General features: G+C 34.7%; 8 protein-coding genes. 4 read left to right on the top strand and 4 right to left on the bottom strand.

The genetic code is table 11. The annotated features are described in order from the left end of the window. Positions 1–395 precede the first annotated feature (395 nt). The 3 genes from B0A81_RS08745 (at position 396) to B0A81_RS08755 (ending at position 12,662) form a co-directional block, all read left to right on the top strand. Positions 396–9,698, top strand: a complete 9,303-nt coding sequence (locus tag B0A81_RS08745; RefSeq protein WP_089057672.1) for a DUF7507 domain-containing protein — start codon at positions 396–398, stop codon at positions 9,696–9,698. Positions 9,699–9,993: 295 nt separating this feature from the next. Beyond that, positions 9,994–12,009 carry a site-specific recombinase gene (locus tag B0A81_RS08750; RefSeq protein ID WP_244281333.1) on the top strand — a complete coding sequence of 672 codons (2,016 nt, stop codon included), beginning with the start codon at positions 9,994–9,996 and terminating at the stop codon, positions 12,007–12,009. Between the two features lie 194 nt (positions 12,010–12,203). After that, entirely contained in the window at positions 12,204–12,662 is a 459-nt protein-coding gene (locus B0A81_RS08755) for an RNA methyltransferase (RefSeq protein WP_089055047.1), read from the top strand. A gap of 25 nt (positions 12,663–12,687) precedes the next feature. Here the strand turns inward: B0A81_RS08755 and B0A81_RS08760 are convergent, their stop codons facing one another. From B0A81_RS08760 to B0A81_RS08775, 4 genes are all read right to left on the bottom strand, one after another. Next, a complete protein-coding gene (locus B0A81_RS08760; protein ID WP_089057673.1) occupies positions 12,688–13,047 on the bottom strand; it encodes a hypothetical protein in 360 nt (119 codons plus the stop codon). A gap of 126 nt (positions 13,048–13,173) precedes the next feature. Further along, positions 13,174–13,362, bottom strand: coding sequence for a GNAT family N-acetyltransferase (locus tag B0A81_RS08765; RefSeq protein ID WP_089057674.1), 189 nt, complete (start codon positions 13,360–13,362; stop codon positions 13,174–13,176). A gap of 23 nt (positions 13,363–13,385) precedes the next feature. Then, positions 13,386–14,054, bottom strand: coding sequence for a hypothetical protein (locus tag B0A81_RS08770; RefSeq protein ID WP_089057675.1), 669 nt, complete (start codon positions 14,052–14,054; stop codon positions 13,386–13,388). Positions 14,055–14,273: 219 nt separating this feature from the next. Then, on the bottom strand, positions 14,274–15,374 hold the full coding sequence (locus B0A81_RS08775; protein WP_089057676.1) for a Fic family protein: 1,101 nt from the start codon (positions 15,372–15,374) through the stop codon (positions 14,274–14,276). A gap of 263 nt (positions 15,375–15,637) precedes the next feature. On the opposite strand from B0A81_RS08775, the gene B0A81_RS08780 reads away from it, so the two are divergent. Beyond that, positions 15,638–18,364 carry a class I SAM-dependent DNA methyltransferase gene (locus tag B0A81_RS08780; protein WP_089057677.1) on the top strand — a complete coding sequence of 909 codons (2,727 nt, stop codon included), beginning with the start codon at positions 15,638–15,640 and terminating at the stop codon, positions 18,362–18,364. Positions 18,365–18,368 lie beyond the last annotated feature (4 nt).

Below are 18,368 nucleotides of genomic sequence, written 5' to 3' on the forward strand. Positions count from 1 at the left end.
CAAAGTTTTTTAGACAATAGTGTATTCATTTGGGCTAATTTATAAAATCGTGTTTCTTTTACTTGTCAGAATTACAAAGAATTCTAAAAAAAGCATTAATATTTAGTAATTATAAATTAATGTATTGCAATACAGTGTATTGTGGTTTGTTTTTTATGTAAATAAAAAAAAATATTTGTAATTTTATAGAGTTATTACTGCACAAAAAAAGCCAAATCTATACATAGCAGTAATAATTTCTCGGGTTTTTGCAACTCGCAACGAAGGGATGTTTTTTTTTATTTACAATCTAGTTATGCCTTACTCATAACTTTTTTTATAATAATTTTTTAAGTCTAGTTGTACTAGCAATAATTACATAAGATCAAATATTATTTTTAACTTATTCATTAAATATGAGAAATAAGTACTTAAACTGTATCATAGTTTTTTTTATATTTTTAGTATCTCATGAGATATCGTACGCACAAGCTCCGGGTGGGATAAATGCGAATCTAAGACTATGGCTTAAGGCCGATGCCGGAGTAATCACAAACGGCAGCACTGTAACCACTTGGCAGGATCAAAGTGGCGGCGGTTTTGATGCGGTGCAAAATACCGCTTCGTTGCAGCCTGGTTTCACCGCTAGTTCAGAACTTTTTAATGGTAATCCATCAGTCGATTTCGATTTAGTTGATGATGCTATGACTACGACAGCCTCTATAACTAGTAGGCCTTATAGTTTTTTTGTGGTTTATAACAGTACGAGTTCTACCGTAACCGTTCGAAGAGCTGTGCAAGGTAGTACTAACTGGCTGTTAGGACCATATAATAATCTGGCACGTTTTTTTGGCGGAGCTTTTGTAGATGGTGGTAATATCCCTATAGGAACAAAACCAACTATTAATACTGCAATTAGCCTTTCGGCAGGCACCCGAAATGCCTTTTTTTATTTTGACGGAAAACAGGCTTCAGCCGCTGCAGGAGTAACTGCTACTGCTGCACCGGGAACGATTAGTTTAGGCGCAGAAGGCGCCTATACCGCACAACCAATGGGTGGGAGTATAGCCGAAGTAATTGCTTATAATAGGAATGTTAGTGCGATTGAGAGAAATCAAATAGAAAGCTATTTGGCTCTAAAATATGGTACAACATTAGATCAGACTGTAGCAGTAGATTACATTAATAGTGTTAATACTGTATTATATCCCAGCACTACATCACATAGCGGCTATGCTAATAATGTAGTAGGAATTACAAAAGACGATGGATCAGGACTTAATATATCCGCTTCAAAAAGTGGTAATGATGATGCTATTCTAATGTTAGAAAATCCTGTTCCGCTTAATAATGGGGACTATTTTGTTACTGGAGATAACGGAGCAAATCTTAATTTACGTTCTACAGATGCTCCTTCAGGATACGGAGAACGTCTGCAAAGAGTATGGCGAGTGAGCAAATCTGGAAATCTAACAAATGTAACTATCAGGATTTTCGTGGGTAATATGCCAGAATTAGTTCGAAATCCCAATTTAGCTGCAGTTGCTTTATTAAAAAATAATGTTAATAGTTTTGCATCTGCTACACCTATTACCGGAGCAAGTTTTGTGGGAGCCTCAAATGACTTTTTAGAATTTAACGGAGTAGATTTATCAGATGGAGATTATTTTACATTGACTTTAGGTCAGATAACTGCACCAGGAACATTCGATTTTGAATACTGGTATGGTGTACCTAGATGGGATGCCAATTACAGATCGCCTCAATTATTACATTTTACCGGAATTTCGAGTACAGAGTATGCCACTTATACAATTGATATGCCTGCCAATCCAGCTTTTGCTCCAATTGTAGGAGCTGTACCTCCGGGAGCAGCAAGAACTGTTGATTTAACTCCTTTTATAAATGATTTTACAGTAGAGCCTGCAAATACTATTTTGGATAGAGGATTGCGAATAAGGGTTAATGGAAAAATGGGTGCTTACTATGCGAATGAGCAATATAATAATTATGGAACTATGCCCTTACGCGGACCTAATGCTCTAGGAACTTCTTTTATTGTGCCTGGACAGAGTTCATTCAATAATTCGACTCCTATTCCTAACTCGAGAGCGATGTTTGTAGTTACAGCGACTCAGGATGATACACAAGTAACGATTACCCCATCGCAAGCCATAGTGGGGCATGGAGCAAATGTACCATTTGTAATTACATTAAATAAAGGACAGAGTTATTCTGCTGAAGCTACATTAAGGACAGGAAGGCATTTAGCGGGGAGTTTAGTAAGTAGTAATTTGCCGGTGGTAGTAACTTATAATGATGATTTAGTGGTCTTTTCCGGAACGGCTGCCGATAATGCAGGAGATCAATTAGTGCCAATAAGTAAATTTGGTCTTGAATATGTTCATATACGAGCCAATCTTTCGCAAGGTGGAGAGTTAGCCTATATTTTTGCTTCTGAAGATGGTACAAGTGTAACCATTTTTGATGGTACGACAACAACAAATGTAGTTTTAAATAAAGGTGATTTCGAAAAGCATTTATTACCAACGGGAGTTAATGCAGCTAGTTTCAAAGCAGATAAACCCATTATGGTTTATAAAATAGGGGGATTTAATCAGGAAATAGGAGGGGGATTGTTAACTCCAATTGCTGATTGTAAAGGAACTCACTTATTGGCATTTCAATATCCAACTGTGGCAGTTAATGCCTTTTTTAGTTTTGTAGCACCAGATGCAGTTGTGGGTAATTTTTTGCTTAATGGCGATGGTTCTATTATAACTGCTGCTGATTTTTTACCGATACCAGGAATACCAGGCTGGAAATATGCAAGAAAAAATGTTACAGGTACTTTCGTTAAGGGGCAGGTAATTAAGATTGAAAACACAGCGGGGAATTTTTATTTTTATCAAAACATGCTTTCGACCGGAGGAGGAGATTATAGTAATTTTTCTGATTTTGGTAACATCGTATTGTTTCCAAAAGCAGAACATACTTGTGCTTCTAATGCTATAACTTTGACCAGTGGCGCAATAGGATACAATGCTTCTGTAACCAGTTATAGCTGGACAGGCCCTAACGGATTTACGAGTAATTTGGCCAATCCGGTTATAAATAACCCAACACTTGCAAATGCAGGAAGTTATAAGTTAACTGTTACCGATGATAACGGCTGTAGTTATGTTGAAACTCTTGTGGTAGACATGCCAATAGACGCTATCAATATTACACCTACGCCATCTCAGTCTTGTATAGGTTCGACAGTTCAGTTTACGTCTACTGCTATTCCTGCGGGTACAGTTCCTGCAAGTATTAGTTGGACAGGTCCTAATGGTTTTACAAGTACTCAGGCAAATTTTGAGATAACAAGTCTTACCGCTGATAATGACGGAGTTTATACCTGTACTTATACAGATAAATTTGGATGTAAGATAACCAGCAGCACTACTGTAACGGTGAGTCCATCAGTTGTTTCAAGTTTTACTATTGCAGGCAATAATAAATTAAGCTGTGCAAATTCTTCAGTTACGCTAAGTGCTGCAGGATTTACGCAAGGACTTAATTATGAAACATTCTTAGCATACAACGCATTGTCTCTTTTTAGCAGTTCAAATTTTACTGTGGTAACAAACGGTTTTTATAATCAACAACCAACCAATAGTGGTCTTGCATCACAAATGAATCTTGCTGGTCTTACCGGCATCACTGGAACTTCGGTAAATTACGGAGCTAAATATTCTGGTTTTATAAACATAACCACAGCAGGAAGCTATACTTTTTATACGAATAGTATCGACGGTAGTAATTTATATATTGATGGTTCTTTAGTTGTAAGTAATGACGGCAGCCATGCTGCAACCGAAATTGCTTCAACACCAATCGTTTTATCCGAAGGGTATCATGCTATAGAAGTTAATTATTTTAAGAGCGATACAGGAACAGCCAATTTAGGAGTTTCTTATGCTGGTCCTTCGATAGCCAAACAAATTGTTCCCGCTGCTGTTTTATTTCATGGAGCAGGAATAGCACCGGGACTTACTTATACATGGAGTACCGGAGAAACAAATGTAGACAGCATTACAGTAAGTACACCAGGTACATACAGTGTAACAGGTTCAAATGGCGGATGTACTTCTATAGCAAGTTTTAGAGTAAGAAGTATAGATGGTTACGATTACGGAGATATAGCAGCTCCGTGGCCATCAGCCCAGGCAAGAGTGTTAAGTTGTCCTGTTGATGGAGTACCATCTGGATCAAACGGAGCTGTATGGGCAGGAGCAAAAATCAGTATTGAGCCTGCACCTTTAAGAAATGCCACAGCATCTGCTGATACTTTTGATGATGGATTAATTACACCAACAAGTTCAGGCGGCGTTTATGGTATTAGTTTAAGTAGTAATACACCTGGCACAACGGTAAATTATGGTTTATGGTTTGACTGGAACAATAACGGAAATTTTGCTGATGATTTTGATGCTGCAGGTCATCCAGCTTTTTACAGTGGCAGTGGAGTAGCGGGTTCAACAGCAAACGTAATAGTTTTGCCACCCGCAACCGCAACTTCATTATATAAAACGAGACTTGTAGTAGCTAGTATTCCTGTAGTTTTTACAGGTTATGATGATATTTTTGAAAATGGAGAAGTCGAAGATTATATTTTTGTTCCGTCATTAAGCGGAAATGTTTTTGATGATCGCAACGGTCTAAACGGAATTCCGCCTAATACTGTTGATGGTATTGGTACAAATTTAAGCGGAAGTTTAACCGCAATATTAGTAAATAGTGCAGGAAATGTTGAGGCAAATACAACCGTTGCAGCGAATGGAATTTACAGTTTTAATGCCATAACTCCAGGTACTTATAGTATTGTATTAAGTACTACGGCCGGAACTATAGGTGCTGTACCTCCTGCAGCAAGTTTACCTGCAGATTGGGTGAATACTGGAGAAAATTTAGGAGCTGGCGCTGGTAATGACGGTACTGTCAATGGTGTATTAAATAATATCGTAGTAAGTACTGTTAATGTTAGTAATGCTAATTTTGGAGTAAATAAAATTCCTATTGCTAATGATGCTGCTTCGTGCGAAGTTGATCCGGGTGGATCTCAAAAAATAGATGTACCAATTCTAACCGGCAGCGATTCTGGAAATATTATTTTAAATGGCAGCGAAAGCACAAACGATATTACGATAGTTACTTTACCAGTTAATGGAGTATTATATTATAATAATGTTGTAGTAACTGCCGGGCAGGTAATTTCGGACTATAATCCAAACTTATTAAAATTAGATCCTGATGCCGGAGCAGATATAATCTCTTTTACATTTAATGAAATTGATGTAGCAGGAACGATAAGTTTACCAGCGACTGTAACCGTTAAAACGGCTTATGCAGGAATTGATCAGGTAGCAGTTCAGTTTGGGACTGCGACAATGGCTGCCACAGGTACAGGAACATGGACTGCACAAGCAGGAAATCCAGGTACAGCAACAATTGTAGACCCTAATAATGCTAATACAGATATTACTGGTTTTACTGTTTTGGGAACTTATAATTTTATCTGGACAAACAGTAACGGATGTACAGATACCGCTAAAGTCAATTCGCCAACAGCAGCAGTAATAACAGCGAATGATGATACCGGAAATCCCGTAAATGGAGCAGATGGAGGAATTTCTTTTACAAATGTATTATCGAATGATACTTTGAATGGAACTTCATTTGCACCTGCAGATGTAAATATTAGCTTTTTGAGTGCTACTATTCCGGGGATTACATTGGTAGGATTTAATGTAGTGGTTGATGCAGGAACACCAGCTGGAAATTATACCTTAGAGTATCAAATTTGTGAAGCAGTAAATCCAAATAATTGCGATGATGCCGTTGTTACTGTAAATGTAACAGCACCATTAATAGAGGCAAATACAGATGATTATTCGCTTTTACCAATAAACGGTACAAACGGTGGTGTGACAACTTCTGTTTTAGCAAATGATAGATTAAATGGTGCAGCAGTAAATATGGCTGACGTAACTCTGACTCCGGGAAATTATTTCGCAGGTCTTACTTTAAACGCAGACGGAACAATTACAGTCGCCCCTAATACAGCCGCGCAAACTTATATAATAACGTATAGTATTTGTGAGAATCTAAACCCATTTAATTGTAATACAACTACCGCTGCTGTAGTGGTGAGTCCCGCACTAATTGATCCAGCACCGGATAATTATAGCGTAATGCCAATAAACGGAATAAATGGAGGTATAACAACTTCTGTTCTTTTGAATGATAAACTTAACGGAACTATTCTAAACCCGTCAGATATTATTTTATCTGAAGTAAATGTTCCCGCAGGATTAACTTTAAATGCAGACGGAACAATTACTGTAGACGCAGGAACGTTATCTGGTAACTATATTGTTAACTATAGAATCTGTGAGAATCTAAACCCATCGAACTGTAATACTACAACTGCTGAAGTACTTGTAGTAACACCTGCAATAGCTCTTGTTAAAACAGCAGTAGTTGACGGTACAGGTGCAGTAGGAGATGTTATTACTTATACTTTTAGTGTAACAAATACAGGTGATTCAGATCTTACAGCTATTACAGTCAACGATGTTTTAACAGGAAGCGTTAATTTGGCAACCATACCAGCTGCTTTGGCACCTGGAGATACAGGAACAGCTACATCAGCCTATACGATTCAGCAATCTGATATCGATACCGGAAATGTAACCAATACAGCCACAACTATTGGTACATTAACAGATTTAAGTACCATTACAGATATTTCGGGTACAGCTCAGGATAATGATGATGCAACGATTACAGCTCTTACTCAGACTTCAGGTATTGCTCTTGTTAAAACAGCAGCAGTTGGAGGAACAGGAAAAGTTGGCGATCTTATCACGTATACTTTTGCAGTAACCAATACAGGAAATGTCAGCCTTAGCAATGTTGTGGTCAACGATGCTTTAACAGGAAGCGTTAATTTGGCAGCCACACCAGCTGCGTTGGCACCCGGAGACACAGGAACAGCTACAGCAGCTTATACGATTCAGCAATCTGATATCGATACTGGAAGTGTGACCAATACAGCTACAACTACAGGTACATTAACAGATTTAAGTACCATAACAGATATTTCGGGTACAGCTCAAGATAATGATGATGTAACGATTACAGCTCTTACTCAGACTTCAGGTATTGCTCTTGTTAAAACAGCGGCAGTTGGAGGAACAGGAAAAGTTGGCGATCTTATTACGTATACTTTTGCAGTAACCAATACCGGAAATGTCAGCCTTAGCAATGTTGTAGTCAACGATGTTTTAACAGGAAGTGTTAATTTGGCAGCCACACCAGCTGCATTGGCACCCGGAGATACAGGAACAGCTACGGCAACCTATACGATTCAGCAATCTGATATCGATACAGGAAGTGTGACCAATACAGCCACAACTACAGGTACATTAACAGATTTAAGTACCATAACAGATATTTCGGGTACAGCTCAAGATAATGATGATGCAACGATTACAGCTCTTAATCAGGCTTCAGGTATTGCTCTTGTTAAAACAGCGGCAGTTGGAGGAACAGGAAAAGTTGGCGATCTTATCACGTATACTTTTGCAGTAACCAATACCGGAAATGTCAGCCTTAGCAATGTTGTGGTCAATGATGCTTTAACAGGAAGTGTTAATTTGGCAGCCACACCAGCTGCATTGGCACCCGGAGATACAGGAACAGCTACGGCAACCTATACGATTCAGCAAGCTGATATCGATACCGGAAATGTGACCAATACAGCCACAACTATCGGTACATTGCTTGATTTAAGTACCATTACAGATATTTCGGGTACAGCTCAGGATAATGATGATGCAACGATTACAACTCTTAATCAGGCTTCAGGTATTGCCCTTGTTAAAACAGCGGCAGTTGGAGGAACAGGAAAAGTTGGCGATCTTATCACGTATACTTTTGCAGTAACCAATACAGGAAATGTCAGCCTTAGCAATGTTGTAGTCAACGATGCTTTAACAGGAAGCGTTAATTTGGCAACCACACCAGCTGCTTTGGCACCTGGAGATACAGGGACAGCTACAGCAGCCTATACGATTCAGCAATCTGATATCGATACGGGAAATGTAACCAATACAGCCACGACTATTGGTACATTAACAGATTTAAGTACCATAACAGATATTTCGGGTACAGCTCAAGATAATGATGATGCAACGATTACAGCTCTTACTCAGACTTCAAGTATTACCCTAATAAAGTCTGCTGTTTTTAATGATACAAATGGAGACGGTTTTGTGCAGGCAGGAGAAAGTATTAGGTATAGTTTTTCTGTAACTAATACGGGTAATGTATCACTTAGTACAATTGTAATCATCGATCCGCTCGTTGCAGTAACAGGCGGACCAATTACTCTTAAACCTGGAGAAAACGACTCTAGCACTTTTAAGGCAGAATACATTATAACACAATTGGATGCAGACAATGGAACAGTAAGTAATCAAGCAAGTGTATCGGCCTTAACGCCTAAAGATATACCTGTAACAACGTTATCTGATAGTGATGATACAAATCTTGTAGGACCAAATGATCCAACAGTAACGGTATTCAATCAATTATCAAATTTAGTGTTGTGGAAAGAAGGTGTATATCAAGATACTAATAACGATGGCAAAATTAATGTAGGAGACAGCGTATTATATACTTTTAAAGTAGAAAATACAGGTACAGTTACTTTAAGAGATATTATGCTTACTGATGCAACAGCACCGGTTACGGGAGGACCTTTGTCAAGTTTGGCACCAGGAGCTTTCGATGCCACAACATTTACAGCTTTGCATATAATAACCGCACAAGACCTAATTAAGGGTGCTGTGTATAATACTGCTGAGGTTCATGGGCAAACAGATAAAGGCATTCTTGTGATTGCAGATTCAAAAGATCCAACACCAGTAAGTGCTGATGATCCAAATTATAGTCCAGTTTGTCCTGATTGCACCGTAGTTTCTTTTAGACTAAAATCAGAAATTGCTATTATTAAACATGCAGTATTTGATGATAATAATGGTGATGGTATGGTACAGGCAGGAGAAACAATTACTTATTCGTTTATCATTATCAACAAAGGAGAATCAATTTTAACAAACATTACCGTCAAAGATCCGCTTCCGGGAATTGTGATGACTGGAGGACCAATAAGCTTAGCAGCAGGAGAAAGAGATGTTACCACATTTAAAGGGATCTATAGCATTAAACAGTCAGATGTTAATGCGGGAACAGTGGCAAATCAAGCTACAGTTTTAGGTACAAATTATACAAATGTTACCATTTCGGATTTATCTGACGATACTGACGAAAGTGGTGATAACCCAACTGTACTGAAATTAAGTGGTTGTGTTATTAAAGTTTTTAATGCGATTTCAGTTAATGGTGACAATAAAAATGACACCTTCCAAATAGCAGGTATCGAATGTTATCCTGATAACGAAGTAACAATTTTTAATCGTTGGGGAGCAAAAGTTTACAATGTCAAAGGATATGATAACACAGATAAGGTCTTTAAAGGCTATTCTGAAGGAAGATCGACAATAGGAGGAGATAATAATCTACCTGAAGGTACTTATTTTTATATACTTCGTTATGTGAAAATCGATGGTTCAGTTGATGAAAAAAGCGGTTATCTTTACATTAACTAATTCTGGTAATCGTGAATAACTTTAAAAACAATTAATTAAAATTTAAAATATAGGTATTAAATTATATTTTTTTGAATAAACCAGCTATTTAGAACAGCAAATTAAAAACTGTCCAGATTATTTTTGGACAGTTTTTTTATAAGTAAAATTCTTTTCTACACAATATGTAATCAAGAATTGATTTAAATGCCTTAATTCAATACTAATTTGACCTTTTTTAATAAAAAGAATGTGTTTATTTGTAAAAACAGCAATAATTAAACTTGATAGAATGAAATTGAGGAGAAAACCTAAAATGACATTAAAATACTTTTTCGAAAAAAACTTTAATAATGACCAGTTATGGAAATCTAAAATAGAAAATATAGAGCTGCTAGTAGAATTAGTAAATTTAATTCGACCTAAAAATCCAAAAACAGATGCTTTAGTTGATTTGTCAGAATTAATTAATCTTCTGCAAGAGAATCAAAATTATCGTGAAGGATTGATGGTTTGCATCAACGCTCATTTAGAAAAAAAGAAGTTCAATAAAATTCTTTCAGATGCAGGAATTCTTCAAGATGCTAATTTCTTTTTTGAAGTCCGAAAAAGGATTTTCGCCAAGTTAATTCCCGAACAGCCTGAAAAAGATACATTACAATTTATCTTAAATCAGATATTCTTTGTCAATACTGATCCAATATGGATTAAAAAAATACCGCAAGAACAAATATTCGAGCTTTTTTCATTGTTGCAGTTTCGTCCTATTTATGAAACCGATGAAGATAACTCATCGTTTAATGAGCTTATTTTTGCAATGGAAGTTCTTACCTACAGAATTTGTGGTTCTGCAATGGAAACAGATGTAATACGCATGGTTCCAGAATATGAAAATCTCGAAAGTCCATTTATCGCTTTTCAGCGAGAATTATTGCTAATGAATGAGAGACTAATCGAATCTTCTGAAAAATCAATTAATGAATATGATTTAGGCTACAAACAATTAATTATTCTGCACAAACAGTGCGTAGATTATATAGAAACTGCATTTAAAAACAGCAGTAAATTTGGAATTTCATTACATGTTAATCAAAGCCTTTTACGAATCCGCCAGCAGCTTCAGCGTTTAAAAGCATTGTTGCCGCTTTTAATACAAGGTAATAATGAAGAGGCTAAAAGAAATACGATTTCACTTTCGTATAAACTTATTAAATACAATTGCGATAAAAACAATATTCAGAAACTGGTCAATGAAAGTACCCAGCTTTTATCATACGAAATAACACAGCATACTGCCAATACTGGCGAACATTATATTACCAATGATCGTAAGGAATACTATAAAATGTTTTACTCAGCAGCAGGAGGAGGTTTTATAGTTGGAATACTTTGTATCATCAAACTCTTGCTAGGAAAAGTTCATACCAGTGGATTTGGACATATTTTTCTATACAGCATGAATTATTCTATAGGATTCATCATTATATATATTCTTGGTTTTACACTTGCTACGAAACAACCTGCAATGACAGCTTCTGCATTAGTTAGAGCTTTACAAGAAGGATTTAAGCATAAATCGCAAGACAAGAAAAACTATAAGTATAAAGAATTTGCCGTATTCTTTGCACGAGTATTTCGTTCACAATTTATAGCATTTGTTGGGAATGTAATGATAGCTTTTCCAGTTTCATTGCTTGGAATCTGGCTTATCAATCAAACATTTCATGTCAATATTGCCAAAGAAAAGTGGCCGACGTTAATTTACGATTTAAATCCTATTTACTCAGCAGCAATATTTCACGCGGCTATAGCAGGAGTCTTTTTGTTTTTATCTGGAATTATTGCCGGTAGTATTGCCAATCGCGATAAACACAACCATATTTACTATCGTATTCAGGAACATCCATTGTTGAAGTTAAGCTTAGGTAAAAAGTGGACTAAGAAACTAGCATCGTTATATGAGAAAAAATGGGCAGGAATTATTTCCAATTTTTGGTTTGGTGTTTTTATGGGAAGTACTGTTTTCATTGGAATTTTCTTCGGATTAAATATCGATATCAGGCATATTACTTTTGCTAGTGGAAATTTTGCAATGGCATTATATGGAGCCGATTTTTATGTCACTGAATGGATGTTTTTCTGGTCTATTTTGGGGATTGGGATTATCGGTTTAGTCAATTTTATGGTAAGTTTTAGTTTGTCACTTGGTCTTGCATTTCGTTCGCGAAACATTCCTCTTTTAGAATTGAGACAAGTGGCACGTGCAATTTTTAGATATTTTTTAAGCAAGCCTTCGCATTTCTTTTTTCCGCCAAAGAATAATACGCCATAGAATTCGATACAGCTATGTTTGGTAAAGCATTGAATTCAAGTGTTTTATTGGTGGTAAATTAGAATTAAACGAATTTCGTAATTATTTGACATATCAGCTATGAAGCAAAAATGATAAACAGTATAATGAATATAATTTCCCTAGTCATAGATAAAAAATTGATTTATACTTAGACAGTTTGTATTTTTGCCCTTATGAATGATAATTTTACAAACGAATACTTTGGAATAGGAATACAAAATGGTAAAACGCCTGAAAATTTGGGTGTTTTGTGGCGATCAGCTCAAAACTTAGGCGCTACTTTTATATTTACCATAGGAAATCGATATGCCAAACAAGCCTGTGATACTCACGATGCCGTAAAAGCAATTCCTTATTTTCATTACGATACTTTTGAAGCATTTCTTGAAAACTTACCTAAAGGAGCGCGATTAGTAGGTGTTGAACTAAACGAAAGAGCTTCTGATTTAGAAACCTACGAACATCCAAGACGTTGTGTTTATTTATTAGGCGCAGAAGATCACGGTTTATCCAAAAAAGTAATGGAAAAATGCCACCATTTAGTAAAATTCAAATCAGTAAAAAGTTTAAATGTTGCCGTGGCAGGAACTATTGTTATGTACGATAGAAACTTGGCTAAACCGCGTTCATAAAACGATAATTTTTTATTCCTTGAACTTAGTTTAGCTTTTCAGTACTTTTTATCCTCAAACAATGCTCAGCTCCTAAATAGAGCGGATTTCCGTTTTTTTCCGACCAAAATCCATCCAAAACATCTTTAGTTATGCATCGATAGACAGCAACTCCCTTGTAAGTTTTGTTGTCTTCACCTTTATAGCTGAAATTTATGACCAGAATATTGTCTTTAAAGAAACCAGAACCTTTTTGTTCTTGTGAATTATTAATAAGCCACTTTGCTTTAATTCGGTTGTTTTTATCCAAAGATAAACTCAAAATACCTTTATAGGTTATTTCATGGTTTTCGTCTTGATTCTTTCCCGAAATTGAATAATCACCAACTAAATCTTGTATTGTCATTTATTTCCCGATACAATATCTAACTTCTCTTTGTTTATAAGCTCTCAAGAGGGGAGAGGTGTACAGGAGGTGTAGCGATATTATCAATAATGGAAATTTAGTATAATTGAAAGATAGGGATCTTTATTAGGCTAGTTCTTTGGAGAAATATATTCGTCTACATCCTATTGGAAAATTTTTAATTTCACCAACCTGTTTGTATCCGTTTTTTAAATAAAATTCCTCTGCTTGGAAATCAAACGTATCAAGCATTGAAATTTCTGCTCCTTTTTCTTTTGCTATTTTTTCAACGTGTTTTAAAATTTGTGTTCCCACACGCTCTCTTCTACGTATAAATACTAGTTTTTCCCTGCTTTATTAAACCAAAACATCAAGTAAATGAAAGGTGAGTGAATTAATATATTAAGTATATAATTCAAGTATGGTCTATTCCATAACAAAGGAATCTTATAAGCAATCCCAGTGACTATATATATAATGCCAATAATGATAATTATTCCCGCAATAGAGCCTAAAATATTTTTTAACTCTCTATGAACAGAACCAGTAAAAGGCATAATTATTAAGCCAATAATCAAAATAATAAAAAAATAATTAGATGTCAAAACCATCCAAAACAATGACCGAACATTTATTTTAGCAGGTGTATTATCATTTTTAATAACTGGACTTTTAATTTCAGTTTTATCTGATTTTTTAAAAAGATTGAGTTGATTTAAATCCAAATCCCGTAACCTATCAGAATAGTGTCTTCTTTTATAAATCCGATCTTCTAATTCAGTCAATTCCGTAAGTTTTTGAGCATCATTTTTATATATTTTTTTTAGATTATCAATTGATTCTAATTTTTCTATTTTATTACTTAGATGGTAATCATAAGAAAATTCAAAATAGTAGTCACAAGTAGTTAGAACAAAGATAGAAATGATAAGTATAGAAGTCCTTAAGCCAAAATGTATTGATTTATTATCAAGAAAATTAATTATTTTGTCTAATATTTTATCCATTTCCTGAAATTAATAGTAAATTATTCATAAAATCCATGTGCTGGTACTAATATTAACAAATAATTAGTGTGGTGAATGAATGAACTAAAATACTATTAGTTTCTATTAATATATCGTTCATTTTTTTATATTTTAATTTGGGTTATGGCTATACTGAATATTTTAAAAAGAAAGAGTAACAAATTTAACTTTCTTAACGATCAACTTTTATTAAATTTCTTAAAATGCATCTTTTAAGATGTAGTGTGTGCTTCTTCCTCCTGAATCAGCTTTAATCAAAATACCTTTGTTGACTAAATCTGTTATATCCCTAAGAGCAGTATCTGGAGAAGTTTTAGCCATTTTGGCCCACTTGCTAGTATTTAAGTTACCTTCAAAATTGTCCATAAGTTTATTAAGCATAATTTGTTGACGCTCATTACTTATTTTGCTTGTATTTTTGACCCAAAAATGATGCTTTTTCACCACTTTATCAACGATTACACTAGAGTAAAGGATACTGTTTTTTAAGCATTCTAAAAACCAAATAATCCATTCGGTAATGTCTAAATTGTCTTTTTGAGTTCGCTCTAGTATTGTATAGTAGCTTTTCTTTTGTTTGTTTATTTCAGTAGACATACTGTAAAACCTTTGATTAATACCATCAGATTTTGAAAGCTGCATATCTGTAATTGCCCTAGCTATTCTTCCATTTCCATCATCGAAAGGGTGTATGGTTATAAACCAAAGGTGAGCTATGGCGGCTTTTAACAATGATTCTAAATTTTGTTCGTCATTATACCAATTAATGAATTGTTTCATTTCTAGCACAAGCTGTTGAGCTTTTGGGGCCTCATAATGAACTATTTCTCGTCCCATTCCACCGGAAACCACTTGCATGTCTCCTGAACGCCAATTTGCTACTTCAATTTTATGTATACCGCTTCTTCCTGTTGGAAATAATGCTGCGTGCCAACCAAACAAACGATCATCTGTCAATATTTTGTTATCGTTTTGAGTAGCATCTAGCATTAATTCTACGATTCCATCAATGTGTCTATCGGAATGCTCTAAACCCGAATATTCTAATCCAAGTCTTGTTGCAATTGAGGAGCGAACCAATTCAGGATTTAATATTTCTCCTTCTATTTCTGAAGTTTGTATTACATCTTGAATTAAGGTTTCTAAGTTAGCTTCATCCTTTAGTTCGAAACCTAGCAATTCAACCTTGCCCATAAGTTTACCTTGAAAGTTTCTGACTTCGCTTAGTAACGAAATAAATTCTGTCTCTTCCCACTGTAGATTAGGCCAATTTTTAAGTTGATGAATATAGATTGCCATGGATTTTAGGTTTATGCGGTAAATATAGTGATTATTCTCCGCAAAAAATGCGGTGATTATATTGTTTTTTCACCGCAAGTTTAAAATTTATTATTTTATTACTAAAAGAAAGCAAAGGAATGTAAAAAATATATGATTACGGTTTAACGTAAATCTATTAATTCATAAATATATATATTTGTTAACCCATGTTGTTAAAATATATGTAGATACTCTTGTTAAAATTACTTTATATTTGAAACATTACAAAATAAAATAGATTTATGGCTTTAAGTTGGAATGAAATAAAGGATCGTGCATTAGGGTTTTCTAAAGAATGGCAAAATACTACTAATGAAGAGGCTGATGCCAAGCCATTTTTAGACGCTTTTTTTGATGTTTTTGGAATTACTAGAAAAAAAATAGGAACCTTCGAGCATAGAGTAAAAAAACTTTCGGACGCTGATGGCTATATCGATTTACTTTGGAAAGGTACAATTTTGGTTGAAATGAAAAGTCGAGGAAAAAATCTTGATAAAGCTTTTCAGCAAGCTATAGATTATACTCATGGTCTAAAACAAAATGAACTACCAAAATATGTTTTAGTATGCGATTTTAACATTTTTAGATTGTATGATACAGAGGACCAAACAACGCTACAATTTGCATTAGATGAATTGGTTTTGAATGTTCAAAGTTTTGGGGCACTATTAGGCTATCAAAAGAAAACTTATAAAGAGCAAGATCCTGCCAATATAAAAGCGGCAGAATTTATGGGAAAACTTCATGATCGATTAGAAGAAATTGGATATGAAGGACACCCGCTAGAAGTGTATTTAGTTAGAATTTTATTTTGCCTATTTGCAGAAGATACTACCATTTTTGACAAGCAACAATTTCAAGATTATATAGAGTACAGAACGGCTGAAGATGGAAGTGATTTAGCTTCCAAAATTCAAGAATTATTCCAGGTATTAAATACACCCAAGGAGAAACGTTTTAAAAATCTTGATGAGCAATTGAATGATTTTCCGTACGTAAATGGTAAATTATTCGAAGAAATTTTGCCAATGGCAAGTTTTGATACCAAAATGCGATTAGCATTATTGGACTGCTGTTATATCGATTGGAGTAAAATTTCACCTGCAATTTTTGGTTCGATGTTTCAAAGTGTTATGAACCCTAAAGAGCGAAGAAACTTAGGTGCTCATTATACTAGTGAAAGCAATATTTTAAAATTAATTAAGCCTTTATTTTTAGATGAACTTTGGGCTGAGTTTGAAACTGTAAAAGGTAGTAAAAATAAATTGCCAGCATTTCATAAAAAAATTAGTCAATTAAAATTTTTAGATCCTGCATGTGGTTGTGGTAACTTTTTAGTTATTACTTATCGTGAGTTACGTTTATTGGAGTTGGAAGTATTACGTGCAACATACAAATCTGGGCAAGGGGTTTTAGATATAAGTGATATAATCTGGTTAGATGTAGATATGATGTACGGTATTGAATATGAAGAATTCCCTGCACGTATTGCTGAAGTTGCTATGTGGTTAATTGACCATCAGATGAACATGCAGATTAGTAATGAATTTGGACAGTATTTTGCACGTTTGCCATTGAAAAAATCAGCTAAAATATATCATGGTGATGCATTGGAAGTTGATTGGGAAGAGGTTGTTTCCAAAAATGAACTTTCATTTATTATTGGAAATCCACCATTTATTGGCTCAAAAATTATGAGCCAATTTCAGAGAAATCAAATTGTAAAGGAATTTAATAACGTACGAGGATGTGGTATTTTAGATTATGTAACAGGTTGGTACTTAAAAGCTGCAAAATATATTCAAAAAACTAAAATAAAAGTAGCATTCGTTTCGACAAATTCTATTGTACAAGGGGAGCAAACCAGTATACTTTGGGGACAAATGCTAAATAAATATGAAATAAAAATTCATTTTGCACATCGTACTTTTAGATGGAGTAATGAAGCAAAGGGGAATGCAGCTGTATATTGCGTAATTGTTGGTTTCGCAAACTTTGATACTATTAATAAAAGTATTTTTGAATATGAAGATATAAAAGGGGAAGCACACGAGATAAAAGCAAAAAATATTAATCCCTATTTGGTTGATGCAAAAGATATTTTAATAACAAAAGAAACAAATCCAATTTGTGATGTTCCAAAAATGAATTTTGGCAATATGCCTCTAGATGGTGGTTATTTACTCCTGTCAGATGAAGACAAAAGAGAACTTATTTTAAAAGAGCCAAGTTCTGAAAAATTTATTTTGCCATTAATTTCAGCTTATGAATTTTTAAACAATGGTAAACGTTGGTGTCTATGGTTAGTTGATGCAGAACCTAACGAATTAAAACAAATGCCAGAAGTTTTAAAACGTATCGAATTAGTGAAAAAGTTTAGACTTGCTAGTATATCAACATCTACACAAAAATTTGCAGCTATTCCAAGTTTATTCCGTGATAAAAATCAGCCTGATACGTTTATTTTAATTCCGCGACATTCGTCAGAAAATAGAAAATACATACCTCTTGGATATTTTTTTAAAAATAATATTGCAGGAGATACTTGCATGACGATTGCGAATGCAAGCTTATTTCATTTTGGAATCATCCAATCAATAATGCACTTAACTTGGATAAAAACAACTTGTGGAAGAATTAAAAGCGACTATAGATATTCAAAAGATATAGTTTACAATAACTATCCATGGCCAGAAAATCCCTCTATTAAGCAAATAAAATCTATTGAAGAAAAAGCTCAAAATATTTTAGATACAAGAGCATCTTTCCCTACTAGTTCACTAGCAGATTTATATCATCCATTAACAATGCCTCCGGTTTTAATAAAAGCACATACTGAATTAGATAAAGCCGTTGATTTAGCTTATAGTAAACAAACTTTTACTTCTGAGGCCAAACGCATGGAGTTTTTGTTTGAGTTGTATGAGAAATATACAAGTGAGTTGTTTGCAAAAGAGAAGAAAAAATAACAAT

This window comes from Flavobacterium plurextorum, from assembly GCF_002217395.1.
Taxonomy (GTDB): domain Bacteria; phylum Bacteroidota; class Bacteroidia; order Flavobacteriales; family Flavobacteriaceae; genus Flavobacterium; species Flavobacterium plurextorum.